We start from the raw sequence: 19,878 nt of genomic DNA, 5'->3' as shown, positions 1-19,878 counted from the left end.
GCCTGATAGCATAGTTATGGGCGGATTGCGCCGCCTATCGTTCTTCCAAACCGCACCCATACCACAACCGCTCGAATTGTTAGGCAAAATTACCTACTTTGCACCTTAATTAGCGCTTCAAATTAGCGTCCTAAATATTGGTTAAATTCGTGTGCACGGCTATCCATGAAACCAGATACGAACGCCTTGCTACCGCCAAAGCAAACGAAATAGGAAGAGATGATTAGAAAATACAATGACGCCTCTGAATAGCTGTAAGATCCTACAGGTATGAACTGGCCGCATTGGCCTCCATTTTCCCGCTGCTCACGGTCTCCTTCTGCGCCTTCGATCTGAGAGGTTCATCGCGCATCATGCCGCTGCAATGCCCATTGCACATGTTCGCGCACCAGGGACGAGTCGTCATCTCGCCGCGCCTGCAATGCAGCAGTTACCGCCGTAGACGACGGTGCATTGCCTAACCCCACCGCTAAATTGCGCAACCATTGTTCATAGCCGATACGCCGGATCGGGCTTCCGGCAAGCCTGGCGTCGAACTCTTCCCTGGTCCAACTGAATAATTCGACCAAGGATGCATTATCCAGACCATTGCGTACAGAGAAATCGTTTTCACCGGAAATAGCCGCGTATTTGTTCCAGGGACAAATCAGCTGGCAATCATCGCAGCCATACACGCGGTTGCCGATCAAAGGACGCAGCGTTTCCGGAATACTGCCTTTATGTTCGATAGTAAGGTAAGAAATACAGCGCCTGGCATCCAGACGATAAGGGGCGACTATTGCCTGGGTGGGGCAGATGTCGATGCACTTGGTGCAACTTCCGCAGTAATTACCGACGGGGTCGTCTACAGGTACCGGCAAATCGGTATACAGCTCGCCCAAAAAGAACATTGACCCGGCTTCGCGCGAAAGCAACAGTGTATGCTTACCACGCCAGCCCAAGCCAGATTTCTGCGCCCACTCCACTTCCATTACCGGTGCGCTATCGGTGAATACCCGGTAATTGAAGTGATTCACCTCCGCAGAGATTTTATCCGCAAGTTTTTGCAAGCGCCCACGCAACACTTTGTGGTAGTCGCGCCCAAGCGCATAGCGGGAAACGAACGCCTTATCACCATCCCGTATCACTTGCCAACTGTTCCTAGCCGCAGGGGGCATATAGTTCATACGCACCGAGATCACCCGTAGCGTGCCGGGAACGAGCTCAGCCGGACGGGTGCGCCGCGTACCGTGTTTTGCCATATAATCCATCTCACCGTGATAACCTTTACTCAGCCACTCAAGCAGCCCCAATTCGGCTTGCCTCATCTCGGCCCCGGCATCCGCAATGCAGATATCCTGAAAGCCAAGCTCCTTGCCCCAGGCCTTGATCATTCCGGCAAGCCAGATTAAATCGACAGCGGAATCCGGCAGATCATTCGGAACGTTGGGCGGATCTTTGGAAATTTTGTCTTGCATAATTCTAATCATACCGGTTCTGCCGAAAGTCATCACTTTACTCGCAATCTTGCCGATGAAGCCGCAACGCTTGCGCTTGGCGCGGAGATTGCAGCGGTATTACGTCCCGGCCTTATCATTTTTATGAGCGGTGACCTCGGAGCAGGCAAGACCACGCTTGCACGGGGCATTTTGCGTGGGCTGGGTTATGAGGGAAAAGTCAAAAGTCCGACCTATAATTTAATTGAACTTTATAAAATTTCTAGGTTATACTTCTATCACTTTGATTTCTATCGTTTCAATGATCCTATAGAATGGGAAGAAGCCGGTTTCCGCGAATATTTCAACGCCGACGCAGTCTGCCTGGTGGAATGGCCGGAAAAAGCGGGCGGACTGTTGCCCAGAGCAGATTTGCAGTTTTTTTTTCACATCACTGAAACAGATCGTAACGTCGAAATTCAGGCAAACACGGAGGCGGGTAGACGGTGTTTGGAACATTGGCAAGCCCTGAGCAGCCCCTGAACGTGGCAATAGCCGGTTGCCGCCGCCTTTCTTTTCCATCAGCATTCATCAAGTTTCTGGCGCTAACGGCGCTCTTGTTTTTGCCGCTCGGCAATTCCACTCTTGCTAATACTGCTAACACGACTGTCAGCTCTGTCCGCGTCTGGCCGTCCGCGGAATATACCCGCCTCACGCTGGAATCCGCTCTGCCCATCCAGTATTCAGTCAGCATGGTAAAGGATCCGGATCGCGTGGTGGTTGACTTGGAACAGGTCGCGCTTACCCCGGAACTCGAAGGGCTGCCGGGTAAGATCGACGCCACGGATCCCTATATCCGGGCATTACGCATCGGACGTTACAAGCCTGCCGTATTGCGGCTGGTACTGGACCTCAAAACCGAGGTCGTACCGCAAGTATTTGTTCTCAAACCAGTAGGTAATTATGGCCATCGGCTAGTGCTGGATATTTATCCCGCCATTCCACCCGATCCGCTTATGGCACTCCTGAATGAAAATTCCCCGGGAATGTTGGAGACCGGGGCCAGTACCGATACCAAAACAGGTGCAAAAACAAACGCAACCGATAGCAAATCTTCCAGAAACATTGTCACCTCAAGAAAAAACAAACCGGAAACGGTGCGGCTCATCACTGTCGCCATCGATCCCGGCCACGGCGGTGAAGATCCCGGCGCTACAAGCCGCACCGGCACGCATGAAAAAAATATCACCTTGGCGATTGCCAGAAAACTCAAAGCCAAGATAGATAAAGAACCGAATATGCGCGCAGCACTGACGCGTGACGGCGATTATTTCATATCGCTGCCAATGCGCCTGGTGAAGGCACGCCAATTGAACGCTGATCTGTTTGTATCGGTACATGCCGATGCCTTCATTAAGCCGCATGCGCGTGGTTCCTCCGTGTTTGCGCTGTCGGAGCGCGGCGCAACCTCCGCCGCCGCCAGCTGGCTGGCGAAGAAGGAAAATGCCGCCGACCTGGTCGGCGGCGTCAATCTGGACATTAGAGATCCCTATCTCAAGCAAACTTTGCTGGATCTGTCGCAAACGGCAACGATCAACGACAGTCTCAAGCTTGGCAGGGAAGTACTCTCGCAAATCGGCGATATCAATCACCTGCATAAGAGCAACGTGGAACAGGCGGGATTCGCCGTACTCAAGTCTCCTGATATTCCCTCCATCCTGGTAGAGACCGCTTTTATCAGTAATCCGGATGAAGAAAAGAAATTGAAAAACGCCGCTTACCAGGACAAGCTGGCCGAGGCGATACTTGCCGGAATCAAGCGTTATTTCGCCAACAACCCGCCACTATCACGCTCAACAATCGTGTCACTGGAATAATCCTAAATCCGGTAGTTGACCGCTCATTTAATAGATCAGTGGTATGATTAATAACGATATTCGTATTGTTTTACTCTCACCTTCCGGGTGAGGCCGCTACGGGATGAATTGCACAGTTTTTGCGGTACATGGCTACGTTGTTCGCAACGTCTTTGAATAGAACGGCGCCCCGAAGCGTCGCCCGAGGGACCCCGCGAAGCGGGTATCGACAGCGTAGGGGATGCCGCGACCGAATTCAGCGTTTGGGCCCCCGCATCCCGCTGCGGGGTCGCGCCTTCCTCTCGGAAGGCACTGCTCCGCCCTGCGCGGTCGCATTCCGCGTCGTTGCGCCTTGCCCTGCACCCCAAAACCCGCACACTTCACCCCGCCCAGCTACCGGATTTAGGATAATTTCTTCTTCTTGCCAAGGACAAATCCGTCTTCCTGTTCCGCGGGTTCCTAGCCCTACTACCGCTTCTACGCCATAATCACGTCGTTGAATTACCCAGGACGTTGATGTGGCAAAGGAAGATCTTTCCAGATTAAAAATCGACCGGAGCGGTGCTACCGGTATAACCGGTCGCAGGAAACGCCCACAATTGATGGTCACCTTCGCGGCCGCTACGGCGCTGATATTGCTGGTTGCCCTCTATTTACGTGCCAGTGCGGCGGTAGAGGTGGAGTCCGCCACAGTTGCCACAGCCTATCCTTCACAATCGTTCACATTGCTCAACGCCACCGGGTATGTCGTTGCGCAGCGTAAAGCAGCGGTAGCGTCAAAGGCGACGGGGCGCGTGGAATGGCTGGGCGTGACAGAAGGCAGCGAGGTAACGAAAAACGAAATTATCGCGCGACTGGAGAACGCAGATGTCAGCGCCGCGATGGAACAGGCAGCGGCAAGCGTCAAGGTAGCCGAGGCAAATTTACAGCATGGAGAAGCAGAGTTGGCGGATGCGCAGGCAGCATTCAACCGAAGCCACGAACTGCGTGCCAAGAATTTCATTTCGCAATCCGCGTACGATATCGCCGCCGCCCGCTACCATAAGGCGCAAGCCGCGGTTCGTGGTTATCAGGCGTCCGTCAGTGTAGCGAAGGCAAATCATCGCGCGGCTCAAATCTCGGTGGAACAGACACTGATCCGCGCCCCGTTTGATGGGGTGGTATTGACTAAAAGTGCAAATATCGGCGATGTCGTGACACCCTTCTCTTCCGCGCTCGATGCAAAAGGCGCAGTGGTCACAATGGCGGATATGGATACGCTGGAAGTCGAAGCCGATGTAGCCGAATCCAATCTATCAAAGGTAAAGCTCGGGCAGCCGTGCGAAATCCAGCTGGATGCTCTACCGGAGGTGCGTCTACGAGGGGTGGTGCAGGGCATCGTGCCAACAGTGGACAGGGCTAAAGCCACCGTAGTGGTAAAAATACGGTTTGTCGATCGTGACCCCCGCGTTCTCCCGGAAATGAGCGCGAAGATCGCCTTTTTGGAAAAAGAAATGGCTGCCGGCCAACGCGCTGCCCGCACCGTAGTACAGCCCAACGCGATTGTCCAGCGCAACGGAAAAAACGTGGTATTCGTCATTAAAGACGAGAAAGCAATTGAGACGCCTATCGAAACCGGCGAAAAAATTGGTGATATGGTTGAAGTCCTGAAAGGTGCCGAGGCCGGTGACAAGGTAATATTGCGCCCCAGCCACGGACTCGATAGTGGAGATAACGTCAAAATAGCGGCTAAATAGAAGGTGTCGATTTTTGCATGGAAAATCTTTCCGAGCCCATTGTCCAGATCAGGCATCTCACCAAAAGCTATCGTCGCGGCGAACAGCTGGTGCCGGTCCTGACCAACATCTCTTTTGACATTATTTCATCCGAATTCATCGCCCTGATGGGACCTTCCGGCTCCGGCAAAAGTACACTGCTCAACCTGATTGCCGGGATTGACAAGCCGGATAGCGGTTCGTTGAAAGTTAACGGAACAGACATCGCCACGCTTTCCGAAGCGGACCTGGCCGACTGGCGTGCGGCCAACGTTGGTTTCATTTTCCAGTTCTACAATCTGATGCCGGTGCTGACTGCATTTGAGAATGTGGAATTACCATTGTTGTTGACGCGGCTTTCGCGCAGTCAAAGGCGAGAACGCGTGGAACTGGCATTGTCGATGGTGGGATTAACTGATCGTATGGAGCATTATCCTTCGGAGCTGTCCGGCGGTCAGCAGCAACGCGTGGCGATCGCTCGCGCCTTCATCACCGACCCCGTCATCCTGGTCGCGGACGAACCGACAGGCGACCTTGATCGCGCCTCGGCGGACGAAATTCTATCCATGCTCGAACGCCTCAACAGCGAAATGGGTAAAACCATCATTATGGTGACACACGATCCTCATGCGGCGAAATCCGCCCATTCAATTCGCCACCTGGAGAAAGGGGAACTGGATGTAAGAAGTTGATTAACGAGTCAATTCCTATCTTTTTCCTTCAGCTTTTCGGGCGTCCCGCATGCGGATTCTGCAACGATGCATTTTCTGAAGCTTATTCTGAGAAATACATTGCGCCACACACTGCGCACCGGTCTGACCGTGCTGGGATTGGTGGTGGCGATACTTGCTTTTGGACTATTGCGTACGGTAGTGGACGCCTGGTATTCAGGCGCGGAAAGCGCTTCATCAACCCGACTGGTGACGCGAAATGCGATTTCGCTGGTATTTCCGCTACCAATTAACTATCAGGAACGGATTCGCAGAATTGAGGGCGTTACAGCGGTTTCCCATGCGAGCTGGTTCGGCGGGGTTTATGTTACCGAAAAGAATTTTTTTCCACAGTTCGCAGTCGATGCAAAAACCTATTTTGATCTCTATCCTGAATACCTCATCTCCCCGGACGAAATGAAAGCATTTGGCGCCGACCGCAAGGGCTGCATGATAGGCCGCAAGGTGGCGAACACATACGGTTTCAAAATCGGCGACACCGTTCCTCTGCGCGGCACGATCTATTCCGGCGCATGGAGCTTTACGGTGCGCGCCATCTATGATGGTGCAGAGGCCGGGACCGATACCTCGCAGTTTTTCTTTCACTGGGATTACCTTAACGAAACAATAAAAAAGGCCGCGTCTCGCAGAACCGATCACGTGGGTGTATACGTGATCGAAATCTCGGATGCCGACAGGGCGGCGGAAATATCGACTGAGGTGGACGCCATGTTCAGAAATTCTCTTGCAGAAACCCTCACCGAAACAGAAAAAGCATTTCAACTGGGATTTGTTTCCATGACTGAAGCCATTGTGGTAGCCATCCGAATCGTCTCGTTCGTGGTGATTTTCATCATCCTTGCGGTAATGGCCAATACGATGGCAATGACCGCGCGCGAACGCATCAGGGAATACGCCATGCTTAAGGCATTGGGTTTTGGCCCGCGCTTCCTTGCCGGCTTAATTTATGGAGAATCTCTGGCGATTGCGCTTACCGGCGCGGCGGTTGGGATTCTGCTCACCTTCCCTGTCGCCGATAAATTCAGCAAACAAGTTGGCACGCTGTTTCCAGTATTCGGTGTTTCGGTGGAAACAGTTTACATGCAGGCCGCCGCTGCAATTGCGGTTGGCATCGCGGCAGCGGTACTGCCCGCCTTGCGCGCAGCGCGAGTGCCCATCGTGGAAGGCTTGCGAAGCATTGGTTAGTGAATGAGCCCAAGGAGACTGGAATATGGCGATTCCCCTCTCATACACGCTGCGTAGCCTAGCGGCACGCAAGCTGACGACGCTACTTACCGCCGGCGGCATGGCCCTCGTGGTGTTTGTATTTGCGACGGTATTAATGCTGGAAGAGGGCCTCAGGAAAACGCTGGTGGAAACAGGCTCACCTGACAATGTGGTGGTTACCCGCCGTTCCGCAGGCACCGAGGTGCAAAGCATCATCGATCGCGAGCAGGCCGCCATCGTGGAAGGCCAGCCGGAAGTCGCCTACGGCATGGACGGCACGCGGTTGACATCGAAGGAGGCCATCGTATTAATTTCCCTAGCCAAGCGCAACTCCGATAAAGCGTCCAACATATTGATCCGCGGAATGGGCCAAAAAGGAATTGAACTTCGCCCACAGGTAAGAATCGTCGAAGGACGCATGTTTCGCCCCGGGTCAACGGAAATCATTGCGGGCAAGAGCGTCGCCGAACGCTACACGGGCGCCGGTGTTGGCGAAACGCTGCGCTTCGGGCAGCGTGAATGGAATGTAGTCGGCATCATAGACGCCGGCAAAACCGGCTTCGACTCGGAAATATGGGGCGATGCGGACCAACTGATGCAAGCTTTTCGCAGGCCAGTCTATTCTTCGGTGATATTGAAATTGAATGATCCGGCGGCATTTACTCAATTCGAGACCCGCGTTGAAAATGATCCGCGTCTTACCCTGGAAGCAAAGCAGGAAAGTGTTTTTTATGCCGAGCAATCACGGGTGCTGGCAAACTTCATCCGCTATCTGGGAATGATATTGTCGGTTGTTTTTTCCGCCGGCGCGATTATCGGCGCGATGATCACCATGTACGCTTCCGTCGCCAATCGCGCCTCTGAAATCGGCACCCTCCGGGCGCTGGGATTCCGCAGAAAAAATATACTGTCAGCGTTTCTCGTCGAAGCAATGATGCTCGGTGCGACGGGTGGCGTAGCCGGTTTGGTATTAGCGTCGTTCATGCAATTCTTTACCATCTCCACCATGAATTGGCAATCTTTCTCGGAACTGGCATTCGGCTTCACCCTGAACGTAACCATTATCCTGAAGTCATTTGCATTTGCGCTAATCATGGGCGTTGCCGGCGGCTTTCTTCCCGCCGCCCGGGCCGCCCGCCTCAATATCGTGGATGCGTTACGGGCAGCTTGACCCCCATGAAATCGCCCCAGCACTGCCGCGCATTCCCGAATTCCCATGAAATAATCATTTGCCAGCCTCTTCTATAGTCCCCATATGAAACTCGAATTTTCCTTGGCGGCGCTCCTCGAAGTAACGCTTCAGAGGTTCCCGGATAACACGAAACGCCAGCGTCTCCCAGGGAATCTCCGCCTCTCCAAAAAGCTGGACGTCCAAGCTCTCGATTCCGGGTTTGAAATCGAGATCCAGCAACTGCGCACGAAACAGGATGTGCACCTGGTTGATATGGGGAACATTATAAATGGCATAAAGGGCTCCCATCTCCACTCGCGCATTGGCTTCCTCCAGTGTTTCGCGCGCGGCGCCCTGGACCAGCGTTTCGGCATTTTCCATGAACCCCGCAGGCAATGTCCATAAACCGTGGTGCGGCTCGATAGCCCGGCGGCACAACAATATCCTATCCTCCCACTCGGGTATGCAGCCCACCACTATTTTCGGGTTTTGATAATGAATAACGCTGCATGCGGAGCAAACATAACGTGGCAGCGTGTCGCCTTCGGGAATACGCAATTCAACCGGGGTGCCACAGTTGCTGCAGTATTTCATTATCCCAAATCCGGAAATTGTAGTGAACCCGCCATAATGTGAAAATCAAGTGAGAATGAAAAGCGTTGGTGGATTATAGCCCAAACTAAAAAATGAGCGGTTAACCCCCGGGTTTGGTATTGCTCCCTTTTTCTTTCCTGAACGGCGAGCTTTCGTTCAGTTCGTCTAAATAGTGACTGATGTCTTGCGCCTCGTGCTTCAGATAATTTCCGATAGCGGCGGCGAATTCGGGATGTGCAAGCCAGTGCGTCGACCAAGTCCGCACGGGAAGAAAGCCACGTGCAAGCTTGTGCTCTCCCTGGGCTCCGCCTTCAAACAAAGCGATACCACGGGCAATACAGAACTCGATGGCTTGATAGTAGCAGGTCTCGAAATGCAGGCCCGGCACAAATTCCATAGCGCCCCAATAGCGCCCATACAGCGTGTGGGAGTTATGCAAGTTGAATGATGCGGCAATGGGTCGGTTATCACGCAACGCCAGAATCAGCAGGACATTCTCCGGCATGCTTTTGCCGAGCCGCGTGAAGAATTCCAGATTGAGGTAAGGCGTAGAATGGTGATCGCGGTAAGTTTTATTGTAGCAGTTGACAAAGAAACGCCAGTGATCGTCGCTCGCATCGTATCCGGTCAACCATTGAAAATGGATACCGGCGGCGTGGACTTTCCGTCGCTCCTGCCTGATGTTCTTGCGTTTGCCATGACTCATCCCCTCCAGAAATGCTTCGAAATTCTCGTAATTCTCCCCCATCCGATTTTTCCAGTGGAATTGGATGCCATGCCGCAACGTCATTCCCGCTTCCTCCATTTCGCGCGCTTCATGCTCTCGCGGGAACAGGCAATGGAAAGACGAAATCACCGTCTCCGCGTTTCTGTCTTTCGTCATTTTCAATGCGGCCGAGACAAGCAAGGCGCGATGCTCCGCGGTCTCCGCCATCAGCCGTCGTCCCGTCACAGGGCTGAAAGGGACTGCGCTCAGCAGCTTGGGGTAATAAGGGTAACCGTAGCGCCGGTAGGCGTCCGCCCAAGCCCAATCGAATACGTACTCTCCGTAGGAATGGCTCTTCATATAAAGTGGTAGCGCGCCACGCAGGGCCTGGCCTTCCCACAATGTGATGAATTGCGGTAACCAACCGGTTTTTTTTGAAACACACCCGGTTTCATGCAAGGCGGAAAAGAATTCATGCCGCAGAAACGGATCATCTCCCGCAAGCGCGTTCCATGCCGCAACAGAAATGCTGTCAAGTGTATCGATTATCTTAATTTGAAGTTCTGGAATCATGAAGAATTTTCAGGCACATTTCCGCTCGCATAAAATGCGATGGAATTTCTCCAATAGTAGTAGGGTGTCAATAAGCGGAGCATTGCACGGTATGTCAATTTTCATATTCAAGCACATTTTCATAGCCCTTCGCCAGCTACGATATATCGGGAAGACTCTTGCGGTGCAATGCGCTCTGCTTATTGGCGCCCTACGAGGTCGTACATTGTTAAAGTGGAAAGGATGGCGAGCGGCTGCGAGGCCCGTGAAGGATGGCCATTCTGGTATGATCCGACAGTTTTTCAATGAAAAGATAGCGGAATCTGCCCCAAACCATGAAGCTCGCCATTGCCCAGATCAACTGCATCGTCGGCGACCTTAGCGGTAATACCGGAAAGGTTCTCGATTACGCCCGCCGCGCAAAGAATGCGGGAGCCAAATTGGTCATCACACCCGAGCTGGCTGTGTCAGGGTACCCGCCTGAAGACCTGTTATTGCGCGAGGGATTCCATCTCGCCTGCAGAGATGCGCTTGCTGATCTGGCCAAGGAAATATACGGTATAACGCTGCTGGTGGGACATCCCCATGTTGCCGGCAACAACCTCTACAACGCGGCTTCGGTGATACGCGACGGTAAAATTATCGCCACGTATCTCAAGAATCAGCTTCCCAATGACAGCGTATTCGACGAGCGACGTTATTTCGAACCCGGCTGCGATTCCTGCATATTCAATCTTGAAGGGATAAAATTCGGCGTCAACATTTGTCAGGATATTTGGCAAGAAGACCCGGCCATGCGCGCCAGGGAGGCGGGAGCGGACGTTCTGCTGGTACTGAACGCTTCCCCTTACCACATGCGCAAGCAGGTTCTGCGCTACCAGATCGTGCGCCAATGCATCAGTGAAACAGCAATACCCATCATCTATGCCAACTTGGTGGGTGGTCAGGATGAACTGATATTCGACGGCGCCTCTTTTGCCATGAATGACAAGGGGGAAGTTACGCATCAGTTTGATGAGTTCAGGGAAACCCTGGGCTTGGTCGAATTGCAAAATGGCGCTCCCGTACCAGGGGAAATCGCACCGCCGCAAGCTTTGGAAGCGAGCGTTTACCAGGCGCTGTGTCTCGGCCTCAAGGATTATATTGGAAAGAATGGCATCCGGGGCGTACTGCTGGGGCTTTCCGGCGGGGTGGATTCGGCGCTTACAATGGCAATTGCGGTGGATGCACTGGGCGCCGATACAGTGCAGGCAGTAATGATGCCGTCTCGGTTTACCGCCGACATCAGCTTATCCGATGCGCGCACGATCGCCAAAACATTGAATGTGCGTTACAGCGAGCTCCCCATCGGGCCCATTTTCGGAAAATTCGGGGACACACTGGAGAGGGAGTTCAGGGAGCCGCAGCAGCAAAACACTCCTGACATCACGGAGGAAAACTTGCAAGCGCGTATACGCGGCAGCCTGCTGATGGCATTATCGAACAAATACGGTTCTATTGTTCTTACCACGGGCAATAAATCCGAAATAGCGGTAGGCTACTGTACTCTGTACGGCGATATGGCAGGCGGCTTCGCAGTATTGAAGGATATCAGCAAAACCATGGTGTACCGCCTTTGCCGTTATCGCAATACGCTGGGACATGTTATCCCGGAACGTGTTATCAGCCGTGCTCCTTCGGCGGAATTGCGTCCTGACCAGACCGATCAGGACAGCCTGCCGCCTTACGAGGTACTTGATGCCATTGTCGAAGCTTACGTGGAGCATGACATTTCGTTGCAGGATATTATCGGGATGAATTATGCAGAAGCCGATGTACGGCGGGTGGTACAACTTATCCGCCTGAATGAATATAAACGCCGCCAGTCTCCGCCGGGCATCCGCGTTACCCAGAGAGGCTTCGGTAAGGATTGGCGTTACCCGATTACATCAAAATACCGAGACGAATTTTAGTAGCCGTGAACCGGGATTAAAGCCTTTAGAACCTCGTATAATCACTCGGGCGCACAACTGCGGCACAACCGTGCTTCCGTTTTCCTGGAAAAAATAGATCCGAATTAGAGGAATGCATCATGAAAAAAATCGAGGCCATCATCAAGCCCTTCAAGCTCGACGAAGTATGCGAGGCCCTCAATGAGATCGGTGTAAGCGGATTGACAGTCACTGAAGTCAAAGGGTTCGGCAGGCAGAAGGGCCACACCGAGCTCTATCGGGGCGCAGAGTATGTAGTGGATTTTCTGCCGAAAATAAAGATTGAAATAGTGGCGGCTGAAACACTGGTGGAGAGCATTATCGAGACAATTGTTCACACTGCGCGTACTGGCAAGATAGGCGATGGCAAGATTTTCGTCACCAGTATTGAGCAGGTGGTGAGAATACGTACGGGTGAGACGGATGATACAGCGATCTAGCCGCACATATCTATTTCCCCATACAACAACCGGCCTGAGGTGCGTTCGTAAATCGGCCTCCTTTTTATATCGCGTTGATCGCGTATGGCGCGGCATCGCATCCACAAATAATCCATATTTCCCATTCCAGGGTCTGTCGTCGCACGCACGGTGGAACTTCGCCTGCGAACAGCTATCTTATCCACATGAAATTTCGCTATTTGACGGCTATTCTGCCAATGCTGTTTACGGCAAACGGCTTTGCTGGAGAACTGCCTAATCTGGGCGACGTATCGCAGGCGACCATTTCGCCGCGCCAGGAGCGGGAACTGGGCTTGCAAATCATGTCCGAGATTCGCGCTGATCCGGCATATCTCGACGATGCGGAAATCGCCGGTTATCTCACCAATCTCGGCAATCGGTTGATTCTCAGTTCGGACGAGGCCCATCCCGATCAGGAGTTCGAGTTCTTTGCCCTGCAAGATTCCACGATCAACGCGTTTGCGCTGCCCGGCGGCTTCATGGGCTTCAATAGCGGGCTTATCCTGACTGCGCAAGCGGAATCGGAACTGGCGGGCGTCATGGCGCACGAAATTGCGCACGTCACCCAGAAACATCTCGCGCGCATGATCTCGGGACAAAAATACAGCATGCTGACTTCCCTGGTGGCGGCAGCGTTGGCGATCCTGGCTTCGCGTTCAAACCCCCAGGCGGGACAGGCTATTCTTGTTGGCTCGCAGGCCCATCGAATTCAGTCGCAATTGGATTTTACCCGCGCCCATGAGAAAGAGGCCGATCGTATCGGCTTGAGCATTCTGATGAGTGCCGGTCTTGACCCGCACGGGATGTCGACGTTTTTCGAACGTCTGCAAAGGGCTGGACGATTCCGGGAGAATGGCGCACCTTCATATTTGCGTACCCACCCAATCACTTATGAGCGCATCGCGGATATTGAGAGCCGCATTCATGATATCCCTTACCGGCAAATTCCCGACAGCCTCGATTTCCAATTGGTGCGAGCCAAGCTGCGCGCTTCGCTGGAGAGTCCAAGGGAGGCGGTAGAACATTTTGACTCCGTGTTGCAGGATAAACGTTATAGCAATGAAGCCGTGGAGCGCTACGGACTAATCAATGCCTTGTTGCGGGACCGAAAGTACGTACGCGCGGATAAAGAATTAGCGCAACTGTATGAAGATTTGCAGTCCGACGCCGATGAGGCGTTGGAGCATCCGCACCTGGATGCAACCCCGCGGATTGCACATCGGACCCCCCTGCCAGCCGCCATGATTGAGACTCTTGCGGCGCGTGCGAGGCTCGCTATGGGACAACCTGCTGAAGCTCTCGACATTTACAAAGCTGCGCCACGGCTGGCGCCTCGGCAGCGCCCATTAAAATACAAACCCGCTGACACGGATGAAACAGTGGAAAATCATCGGCTTGGCGCGACGATCCAGATTACGCGTAAAACGCCGCAGCCAAGCGCAATGATTGAGACCCTTGCGGCCCGCGTCAAACTTGCAGTGGGACAATACGCGGAAGCCCTCGATATTTATAAAGCTGCGCTACGAATATATCCACAGCACCGGGCATTAATCTATGACTATGCCGATGCGCTGCTACGCGGCAATAACGCCGATGCGGCGCTCAAATTTGTTAGTCAGCAACTGCAGTTTACGCCCAATGACATACGCCTTTACCGGCTGCAGGCGCAAAGCTATGGAGCGCTTGGGGATATGATGATGCAGCATCGCGCGCAAGCGGAAGTCTACACGCGGCAGGGGAAAATCCACGCTGCCATTGAACAGCTGCAGATTGCTTTGAGAGGCGACGACGGGGACTTCTACCAGAAATCCAGCGCGGAGGCGCGCCTTAAGGAATTACGCGTACTGGCCGCCGATGAGAAAAAAGAGAATTGAAGTTCGGTAACGCATTGATCGCTGTCTTCCGGGAAAGGGGCGACAACAAATGCGATCTGGCCGGTGTCTATCCAGGGCCAGGTTTTCCTACCCTGCAGCATGATTTTATAAACTCCCTTATAAGCTCCCCATATTCAGGTAATATCCGGCTTTCATTTTTTACCGCCCGGCGCCGGATGTCCCCCAGTTCCTTTGGTCAGGTATGACGTTTAACCCGCGCATGAGGCTGTATACGGTAGTCGCAGCGCTGCTGTTGGCCGCGGTTGGCGTGTGGTACTGGAAGGCAGGAACGGAACCCGGGCAGGAACACTACAAAACCCAGGCAGCCGACCACGGAGAGGTTGTACAAAACATTTCGGCCAACGGCACGCTCAACCCCGTCGTGCTGGTGAATGTCGGTACCCAGGTATCAGGCACCGTGTTCAAGCTGCTTGCCGACTTCAATGACCGGGTCGAAGCGGGGCATATACTGGCGGAACTTGATCCGGCGCTGTTTCAGGCCCAATTGCAGCAGGCACAGGCCAATGTGGTAAATGCCCGAACTGCCCTGAAACTGGCAAACAACAAAATGACCCGTAACCGCGCCCTTGTGGAACAGGGTTTTATTTCTCCCGAAGCGCTGGACGCGGTCGAACAACAGCTGGAAACAGCTCGCGCCCAGCTAGCGGTAAGCGAGGCCCAGCTAGCGCGGGACCGTACCAATCTCAATTACAGTGTGATCCGTTCACCCATTTCCGGCGTTGTCATCGCGCGCAACGTTGATATTGGGCAGACTGTGGCCGCCAGCTTCCAGACGCCTACCTTGTTTCAGATTGCAAAGGATTTGCGCCACATGCAGATCGATACCAACGTGGCGGAGGCTGACATCGGCCAGCTGCATCTCGGCCAACCGGTAAGTTTCACGGTGGATGCTTTTCAGGAGCGGGAGTTTACGGGTACGGTAAAACAGGTGCGCCTCAATCCCACAATTCAGCATAATGTCGTTTCATACAATGTCGTGGTTGCAGTGACCAACGACGATGGGGTATTGCTTCCTGGCATGACCGCCAATGTGCGCTTCACCGTCAAGCATAAAAAAGATGTATTGCGGGTTCCCAACGCTGCGCTGCGCTATAAGCCACCGGAGGCCGATACGAATTCAGCAACGACGGCTGCCGGGCAGCCGGGTAAGCGTGTGGTCTACCGGCTGGAAGCGGGCAAGCCCATTCCCATCAGCGTCAAAACTGGCATTGCCGATAACAACTTTACCGAAATCCTGCAAGGTGAAATCAAGGAAGGCGATAAACTGATCACTCGCGAAATCGTCGACAAGGAAAAATCCGGCAGTAAACTCAGATTCAGAATGTTCTAGGAACCTCTGAACAAGTCCTTCGTGGAGCGCGTTGCTGGTAAAATCGGGATGATCAGAAGGCGCACGACGCAGGTCGTAGCTAGTCTACGATGCCAAGGAGTGCCACGCAGTGAGCGCCCGATTTTGCCAGTAACCCAAAGGGACGGCGGCCTTGCGGGCGGTCTGCGTTGTCAGGCTCATAGCGAAGGGAATGGCCATTCACGTCCTCGCCTTTCGCGCATTCCATCCCGCAAACCCGCCGTCGCGCCCATGCAAGACTTATTCAGAGATTCCTCAATGACACCGCTTCGGCATCATGCGTCCAGTGAACCGCTGATCAAGGTAGAGAATCTTTGCAAAATTTATAGCCTGGAGAATGGCGGCAATGGGACGGTCAACAGCCAAGTTCTATTCGATGTCAGCCTCACTATCAATCGCGGCGAATTCGTCGCTATCATGGGACACTCGGGCTCAGGCAAGTCCACTCTGATGAATATACTCGGGTGCCTCGATACGCCCACCAGCGGCAGCTATTGGCTTAACGGCCGCGATATCGCAAAGCTTTCGGACGATGAACTTGCGCGCGTGCGGAATCGAAATATCGGTTTCGTATTTCAGGGGTTCAACCTGCTGAAACGCATGACAGCGCTGGATAACGTTGCGGCGCCGCTACTCTATGCCGGCGTAAGCCGTTCGGAAAGCCGTAAGCGTGCGCTCGAACGATTGCAGCAGACCGGCTTGGGGAAATTCGCCGCGTATCAGCCCAATCAGCTTTCCGGCGGACAGCAGCAGCGCGTCGCCATCAGCCGCGCACTGGTCAATAATCCGCAGCTTATCCTTGCGGATGAGCCTACCGGGAATCTCGACACCCAAACCAGCGGTGAGATCATGACGATTTTTCAGCAACTGAATCGCGAGCAAGGCATCACCATCGTGCTCGTGACGCATGAGGATGATATCGCCGCCTGCACCCGGCGGCTGGTTCGCGTCAAGGATGGGCGAGTGGTGCACGATGACGAAGTACCCGCATGAACTTCTTTGCCATCATCGGCGAAGCGCTACGGGCGTTACGGCTCAATCGCCTGCGCACCGGATTGACCATGCTCGGCATGATCATTGGCGTCGCGGCGGTAGTGTTGATGCTCGCTATCGGTCAAGGCGCCCAGACAACGGTCAACCAGGCTATCGCCTCGATGGGCAGTAATCTGTTTATTGTGTTACCAGGCGCCACTTCTTCCGGCGCTTTGCGTTCCGGCAGCGGCAGCGTGCAAACCCTGACGATCAGCGATGCACAGGCCATCGCCGGCCTGCCCTCCATCAAGACGACCGTCCCGCTTATCACCGGCACCGCGCAACTGAATTATGGCGCCAATAACTGGAGCACCGTGGTTACCGGCGTCACGCCCGATTATTTTGAGGTGCGGGATTGGGCGATGGAAAGCGGCGAGATTTTTTCCGATGCCAATCTGAGGGCTGCCGCTCGCGTGGCAATTCTCGGTTCCACTACCGCAAAAAACCTGTTTGGCGAGGAAGACCCGACGGGCAAAATCGTACGTATCAAGAACAGCCCCTTTCAGGTCGCCGGTGTGCTGGTAGCGAAGGGGCAGAGCCTGGATGGACGCGATCAGGACGATAGCGTTTTCGTTCCCGTTACAACCGGGCAGCGCCAGATTTTCGGCACCCAGTTTCCAGGATCAATACAGTTCATGATGGTACAAGCCCGGTCGGCGGAAGTGATGGAAGAAGCGGAAATCGAGATTAACCGTCTGTTGCTTCAGCGCCATCGTATCGCGGAAGGCATGGAAAACGATTTCACCGTGCGCAACCTGGCGGCACTTGCCGCCGTTGCAACCGGTGCCGCCAAGGTCATGTCGTTGATGCTCGGTGCAATCGCCTCGGTATCGCTGCTGGTCGGGGGCATTGGCATCATGAATATCATGCTGGTATCGGTAACGGAACGTACCCGGGAGATCGGCATCCGCATGGCCATCGGCGCAAACCGCCGCGCCATCCTCACACAATTTTTGCTGGAAGCACTGGTGATCTGCATCCTGGGGGGGCTGGCGGGCATCGCAATCGGCATCGGCGGCGCGTGGGCAGTGAGCCGCGCAGCTGATATGGTGGTGGTAATCACATTTGGCATGGTTGCCCTGGCGTTCGCCTTCGCCTCCGCAGTGGGGATATTTTTCGGGTTTTATCCGGCGAAAAAGGCAGCCGCTTTGAAACCAGTGGAGGCGTTGCGGTATGAATAACGCCATCAGTGCAACTTAACAGCCCACTTTGTATTAGGTAAGATAGTTTTGCCAGACAGTATTAATCTTGGGTTAAGTGCAGGACTTTTTATGCTGGGACAGGCGCTCGATCTCCGGCATAGTTGTAGCAATCGCGGCAAAGAAAATGCGGTTACACGCATGACCTTTACTACACGCTGCTACCCTGCCTTTTCGGGACCGTTTCACGCATCTTGACTCAACCAATAACGAAAGGATCCGCCATGAAAAGAGCGCTAGTCCCTCACACACATGGACGCGCTGCGCTTATTGCTAGCGCTCTGCTGTTTGCCGGATGCGCCACGCAAGACCATGTGTCTGCGCCGGCAGCGCGGTCTTCGTCCCAATCGACGTCCGGGTTGGAGCTGATACACACAGACCGCACTCCACGAACCGCCCGACTGGAACAGCTTGGCGAGCTGAATTTTGCCGTTTCATGCAACGTTGCCGCGCAGCAGGAGTTCAATCGGGCGATGGCATTGTTCCATTCGTTCTGGTTCGATCCGGCCAAGGCATCCTTCGCCAAAGTCCTGCGGCATGATCCCGAGTGCGGCATGGCATACTGGGGCATTTCCATCGTGTCCATGGGCAATCCCTTCACCTGGCCGACGAATCCGAGTGCCTCCAAAGCTGGCGCCCCGGCTGCGGCGGAGGCGAATCGAGCTGGCGCCAAGAGCGAGCGCGAACGCGACTACATCGCTGCCTTGGGCACGTTCTTCAAGGACTGGGAGACCACCGAATTTCGGCCTCGCGCCATCGCCTTCGAGAAGGCGATGGAAGGCGTGGCGGCGAAGTATCCCAAGGACGAGGAGGCACAGATCCTCTACGCGCTGGCGCTCAACATTACGGCGCTGCCCACGGACAAGAGCTTCGCAAATCAGCTCAAGGCGGCGGCAATCCTGGAGCCTCTGTTCAAGAAGTACCCCCATCATCCCGGTGTGGCCCACTACCTGATCCATACCTATGACTATGCGGAACTGGCAGAAAAAGGACTTCCCGCGGCGCGTGCCTACGGCGCCATCGCGCCTACCGTGCCCCATGTACTGCACATGCCCTCGCACATCTTCTCGCGTGTTGGCCTGTGGAAGGAAATGGTGGACGCCAATCGCGCCTCCTATCTCGCCGCCAAGGGTGAGCTGAAGGAAAAGACGCTGGGCATCGGCGCCTATGACGCGCTACATGCAATGGACTACATGGTTTTCGGCCAGCTCCAGCAGGCACAGGACAAGGCGGCGAAGCAACTGGTGGACGAGGCCGGTGCGATCCGCAAGGTGAATGTGGAAAATGTGGTCGCAGCCTATGCCTTCGCCGCCATGCCCGCCCGCTACGCGCTCGAGCGCGGCGACTGGGCGCAAGCCGCGAAGCTGACTCTCTCCCCGTCCGACCTCACCTGGAGCAAGTTCCCTCAAGCGGAGGGTATTCTGGTATTCGCCCGCGGGCTGGGAGCGGCGCGTAGCGGCGACGTCGCGGCCGCCCGTAGGGACGTGGACCGACTGCAGGCGCTCAAGGAGGCGCTGAGCGCGGCTAAGGATGCCTACTGGGCGAGCCAAGCCGACTTCCAGATCAAGGCTGTCAATGGGTGGATTGCGCTTGCCGACAAACGCAACGAGGAGGCGCTACAGCTTATGCGTGCCGCCGCGGAAGCCGAAGAGGCGAGCGACAAGCACCCTGTGACACCGGGGAACGTCGTGCCCTCGCGCGAGTTGCTGGGCGAGATGCTCCTGGCGCTCGGGCGGCCCAAACAGGCGTTCGCCGAATTTGAGCACTCCCTAAAGCGGGATCCGAACCGGTTCCGTGGCATTTATGGCGCTGCCCGCGCCGCGGAAGCCGCCGGCAACCCTCAGGTCGCTCGCGAGTACTACGTCAAACTACAGGCCTTGACCATCGCTCGTGATACGGAGCGTCCTGAGCTCGCCCATGCCAAGGCGTTTCTATCGATGAGATAAAGGCGTCGTATTACGAAGCTAGATGCTCGGACGCTTGACATC

16 protein-coding genes are annotated in these 19,878 nt (G+C 54.6%); 13 read left to right on the top strand and 3 right to left on the bottom strand.

Translation table 11 applies throughout. The features are described 5' to 3' along the window. Positions 1-341: 341 nt before the first annotated feature. Positions 342-1,457, bottom strand: coding sequence for a tRNA epoxyqueuosine(34) reductase QueG (gene queG, locus BLP45_RS04365; protein WP_256327676.1), 1,116 nt, complete (start codon positions 1,455-1,457; stop codon positions 342-344). Between queG and tsaE the strand changes: the two genes are divergently transcribed. The 6 genes from tsaE to BLP45_RS04335 all read left to right on the top strand — a co-directional run bounded on the left by tsaE (position 1,452) and on the right by BLP45_RS04335 (position 8,133). Further along, positions 1,452-1,958: a tRNA (adenosine(37)-N6)-threonylcarbamoyltransferase complex ATPase subunit type 1 TsaE gene (gene tsaE / locus BLP45_RS04360; protein WP_090370183.1), complete on the top strand. Its 507-nt coding sequence runs from the start codon at positions 1,452-1,454 to the stop codon at positions 1,956-1,958. The two genes, queG and tsaE, sit on opposite strands and share 6 nt — an antisense overlap. Next, positions 1,922-3,292, top strand: coding sequence for an N-acetylmuramoyl-L-alanine amidase (locus tag BLP45_RS04355; protein WP_090370182.1), 1,371 nt, complete (start codon positions 1,922-1,924; stop codon positions 3,290-3,292). The genes tsaE and BLP45_RS04355 overlap by 37 nt, the downstream gene beginning before the upstream one ends. 497 nt (positions 3,293-3,789) lie before the next feature. Next, positions 3,790-5,007 carry an efflux RND transporter periplasmic adaptor subunit gene (locus BLP45_RS04350; RefSeq protein ID WP_090370180.1) on the top strand — a complete coding sequence of 406 codons (1,218 nt, stop codon included), beginning with the start codon at positions 3,790-3,792 and terminating at the stop codon, positions 5,005-5,007. A gap of 17 nt (positions 5,008-5,024) precedes the next feature. Further along, positions 5,025-5,717 (top strand): ABC transporter ATP-binding protein, encoded by a 693-nt coding sequence (locus BLP45_RS04345; RefSeq protein ID WP_090370179.1) that lies wholly within the window; start codon positions 5,025-5,027, stop codon positions 5,715-5,717. Between the two features lie 66 nt (positions 5,718-5,783). Beyond that, positions 5,784-6,941, top strand: a complete 1,158-nt coding sequence (locus BLP45_RS04340) for an ABC transporter permease (protein WP_090370177.1) — start codon at positions 5,784-5,786, stop codon at positions 6,939-6,941. A gap of 25 nt (positions 6,942-6,966) precedes the next feature. Beyond that, positions 6,967-8,133, top strand: a complete 1,167-nt coding sequence (locus BLP45_RS04335; protein ID WP_090370175.1) for an ABC transporter permease — start codon at positions 6,967-6,969, stop codon at positions 8,131-8,133. Between the two features lie 54 nt (positions 8,134-8,187). Here the strand turns inward: BLP45_RS04335 and BLP45_RS04330 are convergent, their stop codons facing one another. Both BLP45_RS04330 and BLP45_RS04325 read right to left on the bottom strand, forming a co-directional pair. After that, positions 8,188-8,727: an NUDIX hydrolase gene (locus BLP45_RS04330; RefSeq protein WP_090370173.1), complete on the bottom strand. Its 540-nt coding sequence runs from the start codon at positions 8,725-8,727 to the stop codon at positions 8,188-8,190. Between the two features lie 100 nt (positions 8,728-8,827). Continuing rightward, complete coding sequence (locus tag BLP45_RS04325; protein WP_090370171.1) at positions 8,828-10,006, bottom strand: GNAT family N-acetyltransferase; 1,179 nt, start codon at positions 10,004-10,006, stop codon at positions 8,828-8,830. Between the two features lie 314 nt (positions 10,007-10,320). Here BLP45_RS04325 and BLP45_RS04320 point away from each other — a divergent pair, with 314 nt between their 5' ends. The 7 genes from BLP45_RS04320 (at position 10,321) to BLP45_RS04290 (ending at position 19,836) form a co-directional block, all read left to right on the top strand. Then, positions 10,321-11,937: an NAD+ synthase gene (locus BLP45_RS04320; protein ID WP_090370169.1), complete on the top strand. Its 1,617-nt coding sequence runs from the start codon at positions 10,321-10,323 to the stop codon at positions 11,935-11,937. A 119-nt stretch (positions 11,938-12,056) separates the two neighbouring features. Next, a complete protein-coding gene (locus tag BLP45_RS04315; RefSeq protein WP_090370167.1) occupies positions 12,057-12,395 on the top strand; it encodes a P-II family nitrogen regulator in 339 nt (112 codons plus the stop codon). Between the two features lie 185 nt (positions 12,396-12,580). Further along, the gene (locus BLP45_RS04310) at positions 12,581-14,290 is read left to right on the top strand and encodes a M48 family metalloprotease (protein WP_090370166.1); all 1,710 of its coding nucleotides are present in this window, start codon (positions 12,581-12,583) and stop codon (positions 14,288-14,290) included. A gap of 202 nt (positions 14,291-14,492) precedes the next feature. Then, positions 14,493-15,641, top strand: coding sequence for an efflux RND transporter periplasmic adaptor subunit (locus BLP45_RS04305; RefSeq protein ID WP_090370164.1), 1,149 nt, complete (start codon positions 14,493-14,495; stop codon positions 15,639-15,641). 276 nt (positions 15,642-15,917) lie between these two features. Beyond that, positions 15,918-16,652 (top strand): ABC transporter ATP-binding protein, encoded by a 735-nt coding sequence (locus BLP45_RS04300; RefSeq protein ID WP_090370470.1) that lies wholly within the window; start codon positions 15,918-15,920, stop codon positions 16,650-16,652. Further along, entirely contained in the window at positions 16,649-17,872 is a 1,224-nt protein-coding gene (locus tag BLP45_RS04295; RefSeq protein ID WP_090370162.1) for an ABC transporter permease, read from the top strand. The genes BLP45_RS04300 and BLP45_RS04295 overlap by 4 nt, the downstream gene beginning before the upstream one ends. A 377-nt stretch (positions 17,873-18,249) precedes the next feature. Beyond that, positions 18,250-19,836 carry a tetratricopeptide repeat protein gene (locus BLP45_RS04290; RefSeq protein ID WP_143002394.1) on the top strand — a complete coding sequence of 529 codons (1,587 nt, stop codon included), beginning with the start codon at positions 18,250-18,252 and terminating at the stop codon, positions 19,834-19,836. The last annotated feature ends 42 nt before the right edge of the window (positions 19,837-19,878 follow it).

The organism is Nitrosospira sp. Nl5, from assembly GCF_900102495.1.
Taxonomy (GTDB): domain Bacteria; phylum Pseudomonadota; class Gammaproteobacteria; order Burkholderiales; family Nitrosomonadaceae; genus Nitrosospira.
This window is presented reverse-complemented; position numbering and strand designations above follow the sequence as displayed.

Coding starts and splice junctions, on each gene's coding strand:
- BLP45_RS04330 (WP_090370173.1), bottom strand. CDS start 8,727: ATGAAATACTGCAGCAACTGTGGCACCCCGGTTGAATTGCGTATTCCC.
- BLP45_RS04340 (WP_090370177.1), top strand. CDS start 5,784: ATGCATTTTCTGAAGCTTATTCTGAGAAATACATTGCGCCACACACTG.
- BLP45_RS04295 (WP_090370162.1), top strand. CDS start 16,649: ATGAACTTCTTTGCCATCATCGGCGAAGCGCTACGGGCGTTACGGCTC.
- BLP45_RS04315 (WP_090370167.1), top strand. CDS start 12,057: ATGAAAAAAATCGAGGCCATCATCAAGCCCTTCAAGCTCGACGAAGTA.
- BLP45_RS04320 (WP_090370169.1), top strand. CDS start 10,321: ATGAAGCTCGCCATTGCCCAGATCAACTGCATCGTCGGCGACCTTAGC.
- BLP45_RS04335 (WP_090370175.1), top strand. CDS start 6,967: ATGGCGATTCCCCTCTCATACACGCTGCGTAGCCTAGCGGCACGCAAG.
- BLP45_RS04300 (WP_090370470.1), top strand. CDS start 15,918: ATGACACCGCTTCGGCATCATGCGTCCAGTGAACCGCTGATCAAGGTA.
- BLP45_RS04305 (WP_090370164.1), top strand. CDS start 14,493: ATGACGTTTAACCCGCGCATGAGGCTGTATACGGTAGTCGCAGCGCTG.
- BLP45_RS04345 (WP_090370179.1), top strand. CDS start 5,025: ATGGAAAATCTTTCCGAGCCCATTGTCCAGATCAGGCATCTCACCAAA.
- BLP45_RS04325 (WP_090370171.1), bottom strand. CDS start 10,006: ATGATTCCAGAACTTCAAATTAAGATAATCGATACACTTGACAGCATT.
- queG (WP_256327676.1), bottom strand. CDS start 1,457: ATGCAAGACAAAATTTCCAAAGATCCGCCCAACGTTCCGAATGATCTG.
- BLP45_RS04310 (WP_090370166.1), top strand. CDS start 12,581: ATGAAATTTCGCTATTTGACGGCTATTCTGCCAATGCTGTTTACGGCA.